This is a genomic window from Novosphingobium sp. BL-S-34 (assembly GCF_056857015.1).
Map to the genome: position 1 here is coordinate 432474 of NZ_CM166473.1, position 17854 is coordinate 450327.

A 17854-nucleotide genomic window follows, 5' to 3' on the forward strand; every position below is an offset into this window, starting at 1 on the left:
GCCTGGCCATCGATACAATCGGTGTGACCGGGAGCGATGGCTTGGCTAGCCCTGTGGCCAAGAACAAACACAACGGGAGGAGCGCCATGCGCAATCGACTTATCCATTCATCGAGTCTGGCCGTCCTGGCGCTCGCCGTTTCCGCAGCCGCCGCGCCGGCCCCGGCGCAGGAGGCGGTACCCGCCGCGAGCCCGCCGGCGCAGGACAACGCGGGGATCGGGGACATCATCGTCACCGCGCAGCGCCGCTCGGAAACGCTCCAGAGCGCGGGCATCGCCATCGATGCCGTGGGCGGCGAGAACCTGATCCGGCAGGGCATCACCCAGGCCGACGCCCTGAACAAGGCGGTTCCCGCGCTGACCGTGACCAATGGCGGCGGCTCCAACACCTCGATCTTCCTGCGCGGCGTCGGCAATATCACCAACAACAGCTATAACGATCCCGCCGTCACCCCCAGCTACGATGGCGTGGTGTTGGGCCGGGCGGCCGGTGCCTTCGGCTCGGCCTTCTACGACCTGGCGCGCGTCGAAGTGCTGAAGGGGCCGCAGGGCATTCTCTATGGGCGCAACGCCACCGGCGGCGCGGTCAACATCATTCCCAACCGTCCCGAACTCGGCCGCAATTCCGGCGGCTTCACGCTTTCGGTGGGCAATTACGACGCCGTGGGCGCGGAAGGGTTCTTCAACCTTGGCCTGGGCGACAACGCCGCCTTGCGCGTCGCCGCCACCCACCAGTACCACGACGGCTACAATCGCGACGGCAGCGACGATGCCAACCGCAGCGGCATCCGCGCGCAACTGCTGTTCGAGCCTACCGACAAGCTCAGCATCCGCTTCGGCGGCGATTATACCCATGTCGGCGGCGTGGGCGCGGGATCGAGTTATATCGGCGCCTTCACGCCCGGCCCCAACGGCTTCACTTTCGCGCCCGCGACGGGGCTTGGATCGTCCGAGGGCTTCAACACGGATGCGGCCAATGCCTATCGCCAGACCCAGCTCGGCGCGCCCGGCTTCGGCTTCCTGAATGCGCTTAACCGCCAGCAGATGATCGATGCCACCTATTGGGGGCTCAATGCCGAAGTCACGCTGGAAACCGGGATCGGCACGCTGACGGTGCTGCCAGCCTATCGCAAGACGGACTTCACGACCTACTTCTACGGACCCGCCTTCAACACTGCCTATAACGACGAGCAGGACCGCCAGGCCAGTCTCGAAGCGCGCCTTGCGGGCAAAGTGGGGATGTTCGACTACGTCGTGGGCGGCTTCTATTTCGACGAGAAGATCCGCAACGTCGGCGAATACAACCAGGAATTCGTGCTGCCCATCCAGCGCTATACCCACAAGACCACCAGCTGGGCCACCTTCGGCCAGCTTACCGCCCATCTCACCGACCAGTTCCGGCTGATCGGCGGCCTGCGCTATACGCACGACAAGAAGTCGATCAACGGCATCATCAACAACTTCATCGCCTATTGCGGCGGGCTGCCGCCCGTCACCCCGCCGGGATCGTTCGCGCAGGGCTGCGCGGTGCCGGGCAATCTCCCTCACTTCCCCAATTTCACCACGACGGGCGAGACGGTGAACTGGCTGATCGAAAACGGCTATATCGCGCCCGGCAGCACCGACGATGCGAACGGTCAGTTCTATCCGCTGCTGAACGGCGCCGGGATCATCCAGAAGACCTATTATCCCGTGGTCGATTCCGGCAAGTTCAGCCGCGTGACCTGGAAGGCGGGTGCCGAATTCGACATTGCGCCGGAATCGCTGCTCTATGCTTCGGTGGAAAGCGGCTACCGTGCCGGCGGCTTCCAGCTCTCCGAAGGCAATCCGAGCTACGATCCCGAATTCATCACGGCCTATACGATCGGATCGAAGAACCGCTTCCTGAACGACCGTGTCCAGCTCAACCTCGAAGCCTTCTACTGGAAGTACAAGGACCAGCAGATCAACTACTTCACGGTTTCGCCGGATTCCGTCCTTATCAACACCATCGACAATGCCGGCCGTGCCGACATCAAGGGCTTCGACGTCGATCTCATGGTCAAGCCGATGCGCAGCACCACGCTTTCCGCCAAGGTCCAGTACCTCGACACCGAGTACAAGGAGCTGACGCTGACGACCGCATCGCCGCGCAACAACATCAATTGCCCCTATACCGCTACGGGCAACTTCCTCAGCGACGGAAGCACTCCGATCCTGGCGTTCGACTGTTCGGGCCGTCCGCTGCTCTATTCGCCCAAGTGGACGATTAACCTGGGCGCGGAACAGATCGTGCCGCTGGGTGACAAGTACGAACTGGTCGGCAGCGTCAACACATCCTGGCGTTCCTCGCAGTACGGCGCCTTCGAGTACCTCGATTTCGAGAAGATCCGGCCCTACTGGCTGACCGACGCCAACCTGACCCTGCGCATGGCGGACGGCGTTTTCTCGATCGGGGCCTATATCCAGAATATCGAGAACAAGCGCCGGATCGCCACGCCGCAGTCTTCGCCCATCGGCTTCGCCGTGGCGCGCTATACCGCGCCGCGCACTTATGGCCTGCGTCTCTCGGCGAGCTTCTGAGAATATGGCCGAGGAACCGAGGATGCCTGCCGATCGCCGCCGGGTGCTGGGATGGCTGGGCGCGACGACCGCACTCGTCGCGCTTGCCGGGCCGGGAAGGGCGCTTGCCCGCCCGGCCCCTTCTTCGGGGCGCCCGCCGAACATCGTCTACATCATGGCTGACGACCTCGGCTATGCGGACCTTTCCGCCACCGGATCGCATGCGATCCGCACACCGGCCATCGACAGTCTCGGCCGTGACGGGGTGCGGTTGACGCAGGGCTATGCCAGCACGCCGATCTGCTCGCCCACGCGCACGGCGCTGCTGACCGGCTGCTACGCCCAGCGCTTCGCCATCGGTATCGAGGAACCGCTGGGCCCCGGCGCGCCGCCGCATATCGGTGTGCCGCTGGACCGTCCGACGATCGCCTCGGTCCTGCGCGACCGGGGCTATCACACCAAGCTGATCGGCAAGTGGCACTTGGGCGAGCCGCCCGAACACGGCCCGCTCCAGCACGGCTACGACGAGTTCTTCGGCGTCGTCGAAGGCGCGGCGGACTATTTCCGGCATCACATGGTCATGGGCGGCAAGGACGTCGGCGTGGGCCTTGCCCAGAACAATGCGCCCGAACAGCGGGAGGGCTACCTCACCGACTTGTTCGGCGACGAGGCGGTCAAGACCATCGAGGGGGCAGGCGACAAACCGCTGTTCCTGTCCCTCCACTTCAACGCCCCGCACTGGCCCTGGGAAGGGCGCGAGGATGCGGCGGTGGCCAAAGTCCTGCCCAATTCCTTCCACTATGACGGGGGCAATCTCGCCAAGTACAAGGAAATGGTGGAGGCGATGGACCAGAACGTCGCCAAAGTGCTGGCCGCGCTGAAACGCACCGGCAAGGCGGACAACACCATCGTCGTCTTCACCAGCGACAACGGGGGCGAGCGCTTCTCGGAAACCTGGCCCTTCATCGGCCACAAGGGAGAAGTGCTGGAAGGCGGCATTCGCGTGCCGATCCTGATGCGCTGGCCCGGGCAGATCGCGCCGGGATCGATCTCCGATCAGGTCATGGCCTCGATGGATTTCCTGCCGACGTTCCTGACGATGGCCGGGGGTGACGTGGCCAAGGCGGGCAAGTTCGACGGGGTGGACCTCTCCGCCCAGCTGATCGGCAAGGCTGCACCGGTGCCGCGCACCCTGTTCTGGCGCTTCAAGGCGAACGAGCAGGCCGCCGTGCGCCAGGGCAACTGGAAATACGTGAAACTCGGCGGGAAGGAACACCTCTACAACCTGGCCGAGGACGAGCACGAACGCGCCGAACGCGCTGCTGCCGAGCCCGCCAAGCTGGCCGAGTTGAAGGGCCTGTGGGACGGCTGGAATGCCCAGATGCTGCCCTACCGCGTCGATGGATATTCCGAGGACGTCCGCAAGGCGTACTCGGACAGATACTAGGAGAAGAACGTGAAAGTGCTCGTTACCGGCGCCGGCGGTTTCGTCGGCCGGCAACTGGTTCGCCGCCTTCTGGATGCGGGCCATGCGGTCGTGGGGATCGACAGCCATGCAGGGGCCGTTCCGGCCGGCGCGCAGGCGGTGGAAGGCGATCTGGGCGATGCCGCCGTGCGGGCGCAAGCTCTGGCCGAGGGCTGCGACGCGCTCGTCCACCTCGCGACCGTGCCGGGCGGGGCGGCGGAGGCCGATCCTCTGGCTTCGCGGCGGATCAACGTCGATGCCATGTACGACCTGCTGCTGGAGGCAAGCGCGCGCACGCCGGGCTTGCGGGTCGCCTATGCCAGTTCGATCGCGGTCTATGGCGATCCGCTGCCGGCGCATGTCGACGACGGGACCCCGCTTTCGCCCAGGATGATCTACGGCGGGCACAAGGCGATGATGGAGCATGCCGTGGCGATGTTCTCCAACCGCGGGCTGATCGACGGCGTGACGGTGCGCCTGCCCGGCATCCTCGCGCGGCCGAAAGGGCCGTCGGGCATGAAATCGGCTTTCATGTCGAACCTGTTCCATGCCCTGAAAGCGGGCGAGGCCTTCACGTGTCCGGTCTCGGCCGCGGGCACGATCTGGGCGGAATCGCTGGAATGCGCGGCGCGAAACTTCGTACACGCCCTGACGCTCGATACCGCGCTGCTGCCACCGACCCGCGCGGTGACGCTGCCGGCGCTGCGCCTGACGATGGGTGAGCTTGCCGCCGAGATCGCGCGCCAGTGCGGCGTCTCCGCCGATCTCGTGCGCTACGAGCCTGACGCCGCGCTGGAGGCCGCCTTTGCCGCGCAGCCGCCGCTTGCCACGCCGGCGGCGGATCATGCGGGCTTCGCGCATGACGGCGATGCTGCTAGTCTCGTCGCCAGCGCCCTTTCGACTTTGGAATAACCACTAGCGAAACGGGGAGCGGGAGATGGCAATGCGTTTTGGAAGACTGGACCTCAACCTGCTGGTCGCGCTCGATGCGCTGCTGAGCGAGAAGAGCGTCTCGCTCGCGGCGGACCGGCTCTGCCTCTCGCAATCGGCAACCTCCAGCGCGCTGGGCCGCCTGCGCGAGTATTTCGCAGACGATCTGCTGGTGGTGAAGGGCCGCAACATGATCCTCACCACCCGCGCCGAGGAACTGATCGAACCGGTCCGCGCGGTGCTGGAGCAGATCCGCACGACCATCTCGGTCGCCCCGGCCTTCGATCCCATGACGGCCGACCGGCAAGTGCGGATCATGGCCTCCGACTATTCCACGCAGGTCCTGCTGGCCGAGGCGCTGTCGGAATTCGAGCGCGATGCCCCGCAGATGCGCTTCGAGATCCAGCCGATGAACGACTTTCCGATCGAGGCGCTCGAACGCGGCTACATCGATCTCCTGCTGACCATCGATTACGCGATTTCCGCCGATCACCCCAGCCTGATCCTGTTCGAGGACGACTATGTCGTGGTCGGCTGGGAGGGCAATCCGGCGATGCAGGGGCCGATGACCAAGGACGTCTACTTCGAACTCGGCCACGTCACGGCGCGGTTCGGCAAGGCTCGGGTCCCCGCCTTCGACGACTGGTTCGTGCGCCGCCAGAAGCAGCAGCGGCGCGTCGAGGTGGTGGCGCCGACGTTCCTCTCGATCTCGGGCCTGGTGATCAATACCAACCGGATCGCCACGATCCACCGGCGCCTGGCCGAGCAGGTGGTGCAGAACATGCCTCTCATCATGCGGGAGATCCCGTTCGATTTCCCGCCGATCCGCGAGGCTCTGCAGTGGCACTTGTCCAACAGCAACGACCGCGCCCTGCGCTGGATCGTCGAGCGCCTCCAGCTCATCGCCGCGCGCAAGGTCGACGAACCCGGCAATGTCGTGGCATTCGCCGCGCAGCGGATCGACCGCGACGCGCTGGAAGTCGAGTATCGGATGAACCACCCTCAGCCGCCGCGCTGAGCAGCCTGCGGTCCAGGAGTTGACGGCCTAGTCCTCCGCCTCGCGCGCATCGAAAGCGACGCGTGCGGCAAGGATGGAACCCTCGTTGGCATTGACCCAGTCTATCATCGCCCGCGCCTGCAGGGCCAGCGCCCTCCCCAGCGAGGTTAGGGCATAGCTGACGCGCGGCGGTACGTCCGCACTGATGCTTCGCTCCACGAAGCCGTCGCGTTCCAGGGCGCGCAGCTTCTGCGTCAGCACACGCTGCGAAACGTCGCCTTCGTTGGACAAGTCCGACAGCAACCGGCGCAGCGCGGCATGGCGGCATGGTCCGGTGGTCAGCACCAGCAGCACCAGCGTGGTCCAGCGGTCTCCCAGCGCCCCCATGACATTGCGCACCGGCGCATCGCGGGCGGTGCCATGCGCCGCCATGTCGTCCGCCAGCGCGACGATGCCTGGCCGCGCGGGAAGGTCGTCCTCCGCCTCTGCCATCATCGCGCCGGTCCGCCCGAGGGTACAAAAAAGTGCCGTCTTCTCACCATCGAAGGCCACTTTATGACCAGTGAGGACAGGGTCAATCGCTGGCTCGCAAACGGGAGAGAAACATGGCCATCGACGCCATCCGCCTCGACGGGAAAGTGGCCGTCATCACCGGCGGGGCAGGAGGGATCGGCTCGGCGACAGCGCGGCTGATGGCGGCGCGCGGCGCGCGGGTCGTTATCGCGGACATTGCGGAAGAGGCCGCGGCGGCGCTCGCCGGGGAACTGCCCGGTGCCATTGCGGTGCCTCTCGATCTGGAGCAGGAAGCCTCGATAAAGGCGCTGATCGCCCGGACGCTCGCGCATTTCGGCCGGCTGGACGTGCTGCACAACAACGCCGCGCTGCTCGGCCCCGACATCGCCCGGAACGACGGTGATGTGGAGCACATGGCCACCGCGCTCTGGGACCGGACTTATGCGGTCAACGTGCGCGGCACGATGATCGCCTGCCGCGCCGCCCTGCCGCACTTGCGCGAGACGCGCGGCAACATCGTCAACACCGTCAGCAACCTGGCGCTGCAGGGCCACATGATCCAGGCAGCCTATTCCTCGTCCAAGGCGGCGGTGATCCAGATGACCCGCGCCATCGCCGCCAGCCACGGCCTCCACGGCGTGCGCTGCAACGCCGTCGCCCCCGGCATGACGATGACCCCGGCGCTGCGCGAAGCCTTCCCGCCGGTGCTGCGCCAGGCAGTGGAAGCCGAAACCCTGCGCGACCGTCTGGGCGAGCCGGAGGACATTGCGGAGGCAGTGGCCTTCCTCGCCTCCGACGCGGCATGCAACATTACCGGGCAAGTGCTCGTCGCCGATGGCGGCTGCGCCAGCCACGTTCCCGGAATCGCACAGTTCCGGGCCTTCTTTTCGGGAGAACAGTGATGAGCCAGTACGACATCGTCGTCATGGGCGGGGGCCACAATGGCCTCGTCGCCGCCGCCTACATGGCCAAGGCGGGCAAGAAGGTGATCGTGCTGGAACGAAAGCCGCACTACGGCGGCGGCGTTTCCACGCGTGAGCTGATCCAGCCCGGTTTCTGGCATGACGAGCACTCCAACGTGCACATCATGATCCAGGGCAATCCGATGCTGCGCGAGGACGAACTGGGCCTGCTGGGCAAGTTCGGCCTGGAATACATCTATCCCGAACTGCCCCATGCCTCGATCTGGGAAGACGGGACGATGGTGCGATCCTGGCGCGATCTGGACCGCACGTGCGAGGAAATCGCCGCCTTCTCGCCCCGGGATGCAGAGGCCTATCGCAAGTTCGCCACCGCCTCGATGGCGGCGCTGCCGATGTTCATGTCCGGCCTCTATGCCCCGCCGTTCCCGATGGGCGCCTTCGTGGCGATGATGGACCAGTCGGACGAAGGGCGCTTCCTGCTGGACGTCATGCAGCGCTCCGCGCTCGATGTGGTGAACCAGTATTTCGAAAGCGACCTGTTGCGCCTCCACATCGTCCGCATGGTCACCGAGAACCTGCAGATGCCCGATGAACTGGGCACCGGCATGGGCGCTTTCCTGATGCCGGGGATCATCCACGCCTATGGCTGCTCGATGCCCAAGGGCGGCTCCGGCCAGCTCTCCCACGCGCTGGTCCGCGCGATCGAGCATTTCGGCGGCGAAGTGCGCTGTAATGCCGAAGTGCGCCGGGTGATCGTGTCGGGCGGGAAAGCAGCGGGCCTCGAACTGATCGATGGCGAGACTTTCATGGCGAAGGACGGCGTGATCGGCGCGATACACCCGCATGTCCTGCGCAAGTTCGTGGCCGAAACGCCTGAGCCGGTGCTTGAGCGTGCCGAGCGGGTCACCCAGTCCACCTTCTCGATCAACCTCACGCACCTGACGCTGAAGGAGCGGCTGCGGCTCAAGGTCGGCAATGAAACCAATGCCATGATGACCGAGCTGATGGACTTCTACACCATGCGCGACATGCTGCTGGAGTACGACAAGCTGCGGCGCGGCGAAGTGTCCGAACGGCTGATCGCGGGCGGGGACAACACGATCTTCGATCCCAGCCGCGCGCCCGAAGGCGCGGGCGTGTTCTACGGCGTGAACTTCGCTCCCTACGATCTTTGGCCCGGCGGACCGGCTTCGTGGGACGAACGCAAGGAAGAGATCGCCGACAAGGCGCTGGCGCAGTACCGCAAGTTCTACGCGAACCTTGATGACGACAACATCACCGGCCGCCTGATCCGATCCCCCGTCGATCATGAACGCGACAGCCCGGCCAGCTTCCTGAAGGGCGATATCCACGGCTGCGCGCCGTTCTTCTACCAGTCGGTGGGCCACCGCCCGACGCCGGACCTCGGCTCGTTCCGGGTGCCGCAGATCGACGGGCTCTACCTCGTCGGGCCGTTCATGCACCCGGGCGGCGGCGTGTTCGGCGCGGGCCGGGCGACGGCGATCCAGATGATGGACGACCTCGACATCGAATTCGACAAGGTCTGTGGGGAGCGCGTGTGATGGCCGATGCCAAGAAGAAAGCGCCGGTCATGCGCATCCTCGACGCGCAGGACAAGGAACTGATGGCCGTGCGCCGGATCGAGCGGGATGGCGAAAATCTGGTCATTCGCGGCAAGATCTTCGGGGCCATGCCGATGGTGGCGAAAGTGACGCCCGAGGAAGCGCGCGCCGCGCTGAAGCTGCTCGATGCGCGGACGATCCTGTTCGTCGTCAGTCTGCTGTTCCGCAAGAGCCGGTGAAGGCTGGCCGCATCGGCCCGCTCGATAGCACCGATCCCATTCCATGCGTTTTTCGGCGCGGCCCGCGGCCTCCATAAGGAAGGCTCAAGCAGCCGGGATAGAAACAAGCATGAGCATTCTGGGAGTTGAGAGCGTCCTGTTCGGCGTCGCGGACGTCGCGGAGCACACGCGGTTCTGGACCGATTTTGGTCTGCCGCTGGAAAGCGCCAGCGCGGACGAAGCGGTGTTCCGTCTGGCCTCGGGCAGCCGGGTTATCGTCCTGCGTCACGGCGATGCCCGCTTGCCGAGTCCGGATCCCTTTCCGGGAGACGGTCTCAAGGAGACCGTCTGGGGCGTCGATACCGCCGAAAATCTCCAGACGATCGCGGCGAGCCTGGCGGGGGAAGTCCCGGTGACGCGGGATGCGGACGGCACCGTCCATGCCGTCTGTCCGGACGGCCAGCCGCTGGCGCTGCGGGTGTGGGACAAGCGCGCGTTCCATTCGGAAGCCAGCCCGGTCAATACTCCCGCCAGCTATCCGCGCTTCAACCAGCACCGCATCTGGCGCAGCAAGGCGGTTCCCAAGACGATCAACCATGTCGTGTTCTTCTCGCCCGACTATGTCGGCAGCTTCGAATTCTACGAACGCCATTTCGGCTTCCGCTACGTCGATCATTCGAAGGGATCGGGCATCTTCGCGCGGGCCGGGGGGACTTACGAGCATCACTCGATCTTCTGGGTGAACTGCGACCTGCCCATCGCACCGGACTACTTCAAGTTCATGCACATCGCCTTCGGCATGGACGATATCGACGAAGTGATGCTGGGCGCCAACATCATGGAGCGAAAGGGCTGGAAGAACGAGAGCATGAACAGCTCGGGCGGTATCTCCCGCCACCGCATTTCCAGCGCGATCTACTATTACTGCGACATGCCCGGCAAGGCGGGCGAGGCCGAGTATCACGCCGATACCGACTATCTCGACGACAACTGGGTGCCGCGGGCCTGGGACTTCCGGTTCGGATCGCTGCTTTGGTCGAACAATGCGCCGCCGATCTTCAGGGGCGACAACATTCCCTGGGACATGGCTTTCGACGCCGACCGCGCCAGCTTCGAACCGTTCCGCAAGGACAGGCCCGGCAAGCGCCCGATAGAAGGCAAGCTGAGCGAGTTGACCGAGGACGACGAGCACGCCCTCTGACGGCGCTCACAAGGCCAAGAGCGGATCGAACGCGGCGCATTCGCCCGGTAGCAGCGGGACGAATGCGGCCGGGTCGATCCCGCGTTCCACCAGCCCCGCGCGCAGTCGCAGCGCGGGGTCTTCGCGGGGCTCGTCGGTCAGCTTGAAGGTGCCCCAGTGCATGGCCACGGCAGCGCGGGCGCCAAGGTCGCGCATGATCTGGATCGCCTCTTCCGGGTCGGTGTGCTGCGCGGCCATGAACCAGCGCGGGTCATAGGCGCCGATCGGCAGCAGGGCGAGATCGGGCGGGCCGAACTCCTCGTGCAGGCGGCGGAAGATATTGCCGGTGCCGTATCCGGTATCGCCCGCGAAGTAAATCAACCGCTCCCCCACGCGCAGCATGAAGCCGCCCCACAGCGCCATCCGCCGGTCGCCCATCCCGCGTGACGACCAGTGCAGGGCAGGGACGATATGCGCCCGTGCGCCGGGGGCGATGTCGAAGGCGTCGCCCCAGTCGCCGGCCGATACCCGCGCTTTGGGAATGTGGCGCAGGATGGTGCTGTCGTTGCCCAGCGGCGTGACGATCAGCGGCGCATGCCGGGCATGGAGGGCCTTGAGCGTCGGGATGTCGAGGTGGTCGTAATGGTTGTGCGAAAGCAGGATCGCATCGATCGGCGGTAAGTCCTCGATGCGGATACCCGGCGCCGTCACCCGCTTCGGCCCGGCGAACTGGACCGGGCTCGCGCGGTCGGACCAGACGGGGTCGGTGAGGATATTCAGCCCGCCGACCTGGATCAGCAGCGTGGCATGACCCACCATCGTGACGCGCAGGCCCTCCACCCGGCTTTCGGGGACGACGGGGGTGACGGCTATCGTCTTGGGCCATTTCGTGGCGGGCGCGGTGCGGCGCCAGCGCAGGATATCGCCGAAGGAACGGTCGGTTTCCGGCTCACCGGCAGGATTGAGAAAGCGCGTTCCGTCGAAATGGTCGGTGACGGGTCCGGTATAGTAGCGATTGCGATCTGGCATGCGGGGGCGACCTCCGCACGCCATGTAGGAACGGCCTGCGGAAGTGCGAGGGCAGAACCGCGTTAAATCAACGCGAAGTGCTCGACCGAAGGTGTGCCCACGAAAAACGGTCCCGCCAGCGCGCGCCAGGCCTGGAAGCCTTCGGACCCGCGAAAATCGACCATGTGGGCCTCCACGCTCTCCCAGCCGACGACAAGGTGATAGCGTTCGGGGTTCTCCACCGAGCGATGGAGCGCGAAGGAGACGTACCCCTTTGCCGCTTCGAAATGCGGTCGGGCTTGCGCGACGGCAGCCTCGAATTCGGCGGCGCGGGCAGGGTCGATGGTCAGAGTGGCTATTTCGTGGATCACAGGTTCGGCTCCTCGACGAATTCGATCAGATTGCCCGCACAGTCGCGGATGAAGCAACCCTTGCCGAAAACTTCGCGCACGACGAAGGCGATGTCGGCCTGCTTCTCTTCCATCTCCGTCAGGAATGCTTCGAGGTCTTCCACCCGGAAGGCGACGTGCTTGTTGCCGTGCGTCTTGAGGTCGCGCGGCGGGAAGCGGCGGTCTTCGGGGAGGGCTGCGGCGCCCTCCACCTCGAAGATCTCGAACCGCAGCGGCCCCTTGCGGACCATCGCAGTGCGGGACTTTGCCGCCTTTATGTAGAACGTCTTCTCGACCTCGAACCCCAGCACGCGGCCGTACCAGTCGATCGCTTCGTCAAGGCTGGGGACAGAGACACCCCCGTGGTGGAAAGTGAATTCGGCCATCTGGATCAGCCCATTTCCGCAAAAGTCTCTGCGCACCAGTCGGCGATGTAGTCGCGCATGCCGGTGCCGTTGTCGGCGCCGCAGTGCTCCACTTCGAAGTCCTTTTTGGTGAAGACGCGCAGCGTGCGCTTGGGGCTGTTCACGGCCTGATCGTAGCTGAGCTGGGCGTTGAAGGCGGGGATCTGGCGATCGTTCTCGCCATGAGTGATGAGGAAGGGGACGCGGATTTTCTCGACCTGTCCGTCTAGCGTGATCTGGTCGGCATATTCGAGGAAAGCCTCGCGGTCTTCGATGCCGAACACCCACATGACGTGATCCCAGTAATGCGGCACCGGGTTCTCGCCCTCATTGGCGATGCGTTCGCGCTGGCGACGGCCCCAGACGTGGTTGGCGCCCATCACCGCGCATAGCGCGTAGCGCGGCTCATTGGCGGCGATGCGCGGGGCGTGGTAGCCGCCGAAGGAGAGGCCGAAAATGCCGATCCGGTCATGGATTACGTCATCGCGCGTCAGCAGGTATTCGAGCGCGGGGGTGCCCCAGCGTTCGCCGTCGAAAACGGCGGGAAGGTCGTGCTTGCGGATCGCTTCGCCAGTGCCGGGCTGGTCCACGAAGAGGGTGTTCATGCCCCGCTCCAGGTTCGACTGGCCGTGGCCCGCCATGCAGACCTGCTCCTTCATCGAATCGAGCCCGTTGACCGAAACCAGCGTGGGGCGCGGCGTGCCGGAACCGTCGTGGACGAAGATGCCGGTATAGGCGCGGTCCTCGTAAGGGATTTCCACCTTGTCGATGTGCAGCCCGCGCAGCTTTGCACCCTTGTGGAAGAGTTCCAGGCCCTTGTCATAGGCTGCCCAGCGCGGGGCATAGTCGCGGCTCTGCATGCGCTCGGCGGCGAGGTAGTAGCCCGAGGCGCGCAGGTACTTGGTGCCGGCGGAGAGCAGATAGCCAGCCGCCTCGTCGGCCTCGGCATTGGCGCAGACCTGATCGGCGACGGCGATCCAGCTATCGAACATCTGCGCGGAGCCGGCATCGGCACCAGCCTTGCTCGCTTCCATGATCGGGCGGTTGGCCTCGTCGATCTCGCCATAATTGCCGCCGCAGGCGAGCGCGAGGTTGGTGGCAAGGTTCCAGACGTAGTTTCCGGGAAACGGTTCGAACATGATCTATCCTGCGATTTTGAGATGATTATTCGGCAGTCCAGCCGCCGTCGACGACAAGGCTGGTGCCGGTCATGAGCGCGGAAGCGTCGGAGGCGAGGAACAGCACCGCGCCCATCAGATCCTGCACCTGGCCGATGCGGCCCAGCTTGATCTTGGAAAGGACGCTGGCCTTGAAGGCCTCATCCTCGAAGAACGGCTTGGTCAGCGGTGTTTCGATGAAAGTCGGGGCGATGGTGTTGGAGCGGATGCCGTGGGGGGCAAGGTCCAGCGCCATGGCCTTGTTCATGCCCTCCAGCGCCCACTTGCTGGCGCAGTAGAGCGAGCGGTTCGGCCCGCCGACGTGGCCCATCTGGCTGCCCATGTGGATCAGGCTGCCCTTGGTGCCGGTGTCGAGCATTCGTTTCACGCAGGCCTGCGCCACGAAGAAGGCGGACTTGAGGTTGAGGTCGAGCACGGCGTCGTAATCGTCCTCGCTCACTTCCCACATAGGCTTGGGCCGGTTGGTGCCGGCGTTGTTGACGAGAACGTGGAACGGCGCGCGGTCCGCGAAGAACGCGGCGACGGCGGCGAGGTCCGAAACATCCAGCGTCGCGGCCTGCGCGCCATTGCCGATTTCGTCTGCGGCGGCCTCGATCTCGGCCGAGGTGCGGGCGACGAGCGTGACCTCGGCACCCGCGGCGGCCAGCGCGGCAGCGGCGCCGAGGCCGATGCCCCGGCCCGCCCCGGTCACAACAGCCCGTCGCCCGTCAAGGCGCAGGCTCGGCGTCTGCGGGATCGCCATGATCAGGCCGCCGTTTCGGGCGTCGGCTCCGCCTGCCCGGCATAGGGCACGTTGCGGCCGCCGAAGCGGCGCACGCGGATGTTGGCCTGTTCGCCATGCCCAGCGAAGCCTTCCAGCGCACAGAGGCGCGAGCAGTATTCGCCGATCAGCGCCGAAGCCTCGTCAGTGGTGACGCGCTGGTAAGTGCAGGTCTTCAGGAACTTTCCGACCCACAGGCCGCCCGTGTAGCGCGCCGACTTCTTGGTGGGCAGCGTGTGGTTGGTGCCGATCACTTTGTCGCCGAAGCTGACATTGGTGCGGTTGCCCAGGAACAGCGCGCCGTAGTTGGTCATGTTGTTCAGGAAGTAATCCGGATCGGCGGTCATCACCTGCACGTGCTCGCTGGCGATCTCGTCGGCGACCTTGACCATTTCCTCGTAGCTGTCGGCCACGATCACTTCGCCGAAGGTTTCCCATGCCTTGCGCGCATGGTCTGCGGTGGGGAGGATTTCGAGGAGACGGTCGATTTCGGCCATGGTTGCGCGGGCGAACTTCTCGGAATTGGTCAGCAGCACGCCGGGGCTGTCCGGGCCGTGCTCTACTTGCCCGAGAATGTCGGTGGCGGCGATTTCGGGATCGCAGCCGATCTCGTCGGCGATGATGAGCGTTTCGGTCGGCCCAGCGAAGAGGTCGATGCCGACGCGGCCGAAAAGCTGGCGCTTGGCCTCGGCGACGAAGGCATTGCCGGGGCCGACCAGGATGTCGACCGGATCGATGCTCTGCGTGCCGATCGCCATGGCGCCCACGGCCTGAATGCCGCCCAGCGCATAGATCGCATCGGCCCCGGCCATGGCCTGCGCGGCGACGATGGCGCGTGCCGGCTGGCCCTGGAACGGCGGGGCGCAAGTGATGACGCGCTTCACGCCCGCGACCTTGGCGGTGATCACCGACATGTGGGCGGAAGCGAGCAGCGGATATTTGCCACCGGGCACGTAGCAGCCGGCCGAACCCAGCGGGATGTTCTTGTGGCCCAGCACCACGCCCGGCAGCGTCTCGACTTCGACATCCTTCATCGAATCGCGCTGGATCTGCGCGAAGTTCTTCACTTGTGCCTGCGCGAACTCGATGTCCTTGCGTTCCTGCGGGGTCAGGCTGTCGACGCAGGCGTCGATCTCGGCCTGGCTAAGGCGATAGTCGTCGCGGTCCCAGCCGTCGAACTTGATTGACATGTCGCGCACCGCTTCGTCGCCGCGCTTCTCGATATCGGCGAGCGCCGCCTCGACGATGTCGCGGACCTTGCGGTCTGCGTCTGCCTTTGCCTCGGCAGTGGCGCCGCGCTTCAGCCAGGTGGCCATGATATTCTCCCGATCCGGTGTGACGTGATTTTCATCGGACCTAGCGCCGGGCAGCGAGCGGGGACCATCGCATGTTATCGATGCCTTGCTATCGATCCTATGCCGTTGTTGCCGCAAAGGGGCTTCGCTAGCCCGGTTCTCAAGCAAAAACCTTTCGACACGGCATTCTTGGGAGAACAAGGAACAATGCGCCTCGCCACTCTCGATGACGGCACCCCGGACGGGCGCCTCGTCGTCGTTTCGCCCGAAGGCGATCATTATGCCCACGCGCCGGTGGATACGCTGCAACAGGCGATGGAAAGCTGGGCCTTCGTCGCGCCGGTATTGGCCGAGATTTCCGAATTTCCCGAGGCGCTCGACGCTGCGCTGCTGCGTGCGCCGCTGCCGCGTGCGTGGCAGTGGCTCGATGGTTCGGCTTTCGCCTGCCACGGCGAACTGATGGACAAGGCGCTGGGCGTGGTGCCGGTGAAGACCGGCAAGCCGCTGATGTATCAGGGCACGTCCGACAAGTTTTACGGTCCTGTCGAGGACGTGCGCTACCTCACCGAAGAGAACGGCATCGATTTCGAGGGCGAGTTCGGCGTGATCGTCGATGCCGTGCCGATGGGCACTTCCGCCGAGGATTGCCTGAAGCACATTCGCCTGATCGTGCAGATCAACGACTGGTCGCTGCGGAAGCTGGCCGGGCCGGAGATGAAGACGGGCTTCGGCTGGGTCCAGGCCAAGCCGCCCTGCTCGATGGCGCCCTTCGCGGTAACGCCGGAGGAACTGGGCGACCAGTGGCGCGGCGGCCGCGTCTGCATGGACCTGCTCGTGGACTGGAACGGCAAGCGCTTCGGCGCCGCCAATGGCGAGCCGATGGGCCATGGTTTCCACGAACTTGTCGCCCATGCCTGCGCCACGCGCGATCTGGTGGCGGGCACGGTGATCGGATCGGGCACCGTCTCCAACGAGAATTACCGCGAGATCGGCTCCTCCTGCATTGCCGAGCGGCGCGGGATCGAACTGGTCGATTTCGGTGAGCCGCGCACGGAATTCATGCGCTTTGGCGACAGCGTGCGCATGCAGGGAACCCTGGCCGACGGCCGCGCGCCGTTCGGCGTGATCGAACAGAAGGTTGTGAAGGCATGAGCGAGGTTCTCTCCGATTCCGGCCTGCCGCCGGTCCAGCGCGTCGTTACCGGGCATGACGAGAATGGCCGTGCCGTGTTCCGCTCCGAAGACGTGACGCCGACCAGGATGGTGCCCTCTGGCGATGCTTCGTTCCTGACGATCTGGACCACCGCCACCGTCCCCGCCGACAACAATGACGAGACCGAGGGCCGCGAACGCCCCACCGGCACCACGCTGGAAGGCGGCTCGGTGATCCGCGTGGTCGACATGCTGCCGGGCAAACAGAGCCCGATGCACCGCACCAACTCGATCGACTATGGCATCGTGCTGAAGGGCGAGATCGAGTTGGAACTGGAAGACGGCCGCAAGAAGACCGTGCGCGAAGGCGGCATCATCGTCCAGCGCGGTACCAACCACCTGTGGCGCAACACCACCGACGAAGTCTGCCGCATCGCCTTCATCCTGATCGAAGCGCCTGCGTACCTCCATGACGGCGTGCCGCTGGACGAGGCCAAGCCCGAGCAGGTCGATCCGGTCTATAACGAGGCGGCGAGTAAGGCCTGATGTTCGACCTTACCGGCAAGAGCGCGATCGTCACCGGCTCTACGCGCGGGATCGGTCGCGCCATTGCCGAGGGGCTGATCGCCCAAGGCGCGCGGGTGGTGATCTCCAGCGAGGACGCCGGGGATACCGCGCGCGTTGCCGCCGAACTCGGCATGCCGGGCCAGCCCTGCGATGTGACCGACGATGCCGCGCTGGCCGCATTGGTCGATCGCGCGGTGGCGGAGTTCGGGGGGCTGGATATTCTTGTCTGCAATGCCGGGATCACCGGCAAGGCGGGAGCCTTCGCCGATCTCGACATGGCCGACTATGCCCGCGTCATGGCGATCAACCTCACCAGTCAGGTTTCGCTTTGCAATCTCGCTTTGCCGCATATCGCGGCGCAGGGCGGCGGCGCGGCGGTGCTGGTGTCCAGCCTCTCGGGCCTGAGGGGCAATGGGCTAATCAATGCCTATGCCCTCGCCAAGGCGGGCGTGGCGCAACTGGCGCGCAATCTGGCGGTGGAGTGGGGACCGCGCGGCGTGCGCGTCAACGCGATCTCGCCCGGCTTCATCGCCACCGAGCTATCTGGCCCGCTGCTGGCGGACGAGGCTTTCATGACCCGCCGCATGGCGATGACGCCGCTGCGCCGACCCGGCACGCCGCAGGAAGTGGCAGGCGCGGCCGTGTTCCTCGCCTCCGATGCCGGGGCTTTCGTCACTGGACATAATCTCGTCGTGGACGGCGGTACGCTCATCACCGACGGAAGCTAAAAATTGTGTTTCTATCGGCCCGGAGACAGGCGGCCGAAGAAAGGGA

At 65.4% G+C, this 17854-nt stretch carries 18 protein-coding genes; 11 read left to right on the forward strand and 7 right to left on the reverse strand.

Translation table 11 applies throughout. The features are described from left to right. The first annotated feature begins 86 nt into the window (after positions 1-86). The 4 genes from AC1VV3_RS16020 to AC1VV3_RS16035 are packed head-to-tail and all read left to right on the forward strand — an operon-like array spanning position 87 to position 5953. Complete coding sequence (locus AC1VV3_RS16020; protein WP_482962843.1) at positions 87-2561, forward strand: TonB-dependent receptor; 2475 nt, start codon at positions 87-89, stop codon at positions 2559-2561. Positions 2562-2583: 22 nt separating this feature from the next. Beyond that, on the forward strand, positions 2584-3987 hold the full coding sequence (locus AC1VV3_RS16025; protein WP_482962844.1) for a sulfatase-like hydrolase/transferase: 1404 nt from the start codon (positions 2584-2586) through the stop codon (positions 3985-3987). 9 nt (positions 3988-3996) lie between these two features. Further along, positions 3997-4917 (forward strand): NAD-dependent epimerase/dehydratase family protein, encoded by a 921-nt coding sequence (locus AC1VV3_RS16030; RefSeq protein ID WP_482962845.1) that lies wholly within the window; start codon positions 3997-3999, stop codon positions 4915-4917. Positions 4918-4948: 31 nt separating this feature from the next. Further along, positions 4949-5953 carry a LysR family transcriptional regulator gene (locus AC1VV3_RS16035; protein WP_132266850.1) on the forward strand — a complete coding sequence of 335 codons (1005 nt, stop codon included), beginning with the start codon at positions 4949-4951 and terminating at the stop codon, positions 5951-5953. 27 nt (positions 5954-5980) lie between these two features. Here AC1VV3_RS16035 and AC1VV3_RS16040 read toward each other — a convergent pair whose 3' ends face one another. Next, entirely contained in the window at positions 5981-6427 is a 447-nt protein-coding gene (locus AC1VV3_RS16040) for a winged helix-turn-helix transcriptional regulator (protein WP_482962846.1), read from the reverse strand. 110 nt (positions 6428-6537) lie between these two features. Here AC1VV3_RS16040 and AC1VV3_RS16045 point away from each other — a divergent pair, with 110 nt between their 5' ends. The 4 genes from AC1VV3_RS16045 to AC1VV3_RS16060 all read left to right on the forward strand — a co-directional run bounded on the left by AC1VV3_RS16045 (position 6538) and on the right by AC1VV3_RS16060 (position 10349). Next, on the forward strand, positions 6538-7347 hold the full coding sequence (locus tag AC1VV3_RS16045) for an SDR family NAD(P)-dependent oxidoreductase (protein WP_482962847.1): 810 nt from the start codon (positions 6538-6540) through the stop codon (positions 7345-7347). Further along, positions 7347-8930, forward strand: a complete 1584-nt coding sequence (locus AC1VV3_RS16050; RefSeq protein WP_482962848.1) for a phytoene desaturase family protein — start codon at positions 7347-7349, stop codon at positions 8928-8930. Before AC1VV3_RS16045 ends, AC1VV3_RS16050 begins: the two co-directional genes overlap by 1 nt. Next, positions 8930-9169: a hypothetical protein gene (locus AC1VV3_RS16055; RefSeq protein WP_482962849.1), complete on the forward strand. Its 240-nt coding sequence runs from the start codon at positions 8930-8932 to the stop codon at positions 9167-9169. Before AC1VV3_RS16050 ends, AC1VV3_RS16055 begins: the two co-directional genes overlap by 1 nt. Positions 9170-9278: 109 nt before the next feature. Next, positions 9279-10349, forward strand: coding sequence for a VOC family protein (locus AC1VV3_RS16060; RefSeq protein ID WP_482962850.1), 1071 nt, complete (start codon positions 9279-9281; stop codon positions 10347-10349). A 6-nt stretch (positions 10350-10355) separates the two neighbouring features. Here AC1VV3_RS16060 and AC1VV3_RS16065 read toward each other — a convergent pair whose 3' ends face one another. The 6 genes from AC1VV3_RS16065 to hisD all read right to left on the reverse strand — a co-directional run bounded on the left by AC1VV3_RS16065 (position 10356) and on the right by hisD (position 15383). Continuing rightward, a complete protein-coding gene (locus AC1VV3_RS16065) occupies positions 10356-11357 on the reverse strand; it encodes an MBL fold metallo-hydrolase (RefSeq protein WP_482962851.1) in 1002 nt (333 codons plus the stop codon). 62 nt (positions 11358-11419) lie between these two features. Continuing rightward, positions 11420-11707: an antibiotic biosynthesis monooxygenase family protein gene (locus AC1VV3_RS16070; protein ID WP_482962852.1), complete on the reverse strand. Its 288-nt coding sequence runs from the start codon at positions 11705-11707 to the stop codon at positions 11420-11422. Further along, positions 11704-12111 (reverse strand): VOC family protein, encoded by a 408-nt coding sequence (locus AC1VV3_RS16075; protein ID WP_482962853.1) that lies wholly within the window; start codon positions 12109-12111, stop codon positions 11704-11706. Before AC1VV3_RS16075 ends, AC1VV3_RS16070 begins: the two co-directional genes overlap by 4 nt. A gap of 5 nt (positions 12112-12116) precedes the next feature. Then, a complete protein-coding gene (locus AC1VV3_RS16080) occupies positions 12117-13268 on the reverse strand; it encodes an alpha/beta hydrolase (protein ID WP_482962854.1) in 1152 nt (383 codons plus the stop codon). A 25-nt stretch (positions 13269-13293) separates the two neighbouring features. Next, the gene (locus tag AC1VV3_RS16085) at positions 13294-14049 is read right to left on the reverse strand and encodes an SDR family NAD(P)-dependent oxidoreductase (RefSeq protein WP_482962855.1); all 756 of its coding nucleotides are present in this window, start codon (positions 14047-14049) and stop codon (positions 13294-13296) included. Positions 14050-14051: 2 nt separating this feature from the next. Beyond that, on the reverse strand, positions 14052-15383 hold the full coding sequence (hisD, locus tag AC1VV3_RS16090; RefSeq protein WP_482962856.1) for a histidinol dehydrogenase: 1332 nt from the start codon (positions 15381-15383) through the stop codon (positions 14052-14054). A gap of 186 nt (positions 15384-15569) precedes the next feature. On the opposite strand from hisD, the gene AC1VV3_RS16095 reads away from it, so the two are divergent. The 3 genes from AC1VV3_RS16095 to AC1VV3_RS16105 are packed head-to-tail and all read left to right on the forward strand — an operon-like array spanning position 15570 to position 17808. Further along, positions 15570-16514 carry a fumarylacetoacetate hydrolase family protein gene (locus AC1VV3_RS16095; protein WP_482962857.1) on the forward strand — a complete coding sequence of 315 codons (945 nt, stop codon included), beginning with the start codon at positions 15570-15572 and terminating at the stop codon, positions 16512-16514. Further along, positions 16511-17059, forward strand: coding sequence for a cupin domain-containing protein (locus AC1VV3_RS16100; RefSeq protein WP_482962858.1), 549 nt, complete (start codon positions 16511-16513; stop codon positions 17057-17059). The genes AC1VV3_RS16095 and AC1VV3_RS16100 overlap by 4 nt, the downstream gene beginning before the upstream one ends. Beyond that, a complete protein-coding gene (locus AC1VV3_RS16105; RefSeq protein WP_482962859.1) occupies positions 17059-17808 on the forward strand; it encodes an SDR family NAD(P)-dependent oxidoreductase in 750 nt (249 codons plus the stop codon). Before AC1VV3_RS16100 ends, AC1VV3_RS16105 begins: the two co-directional genes overlap by 1 nt. Positions 17809-17854: the final 46 nt, after the last annotated feature.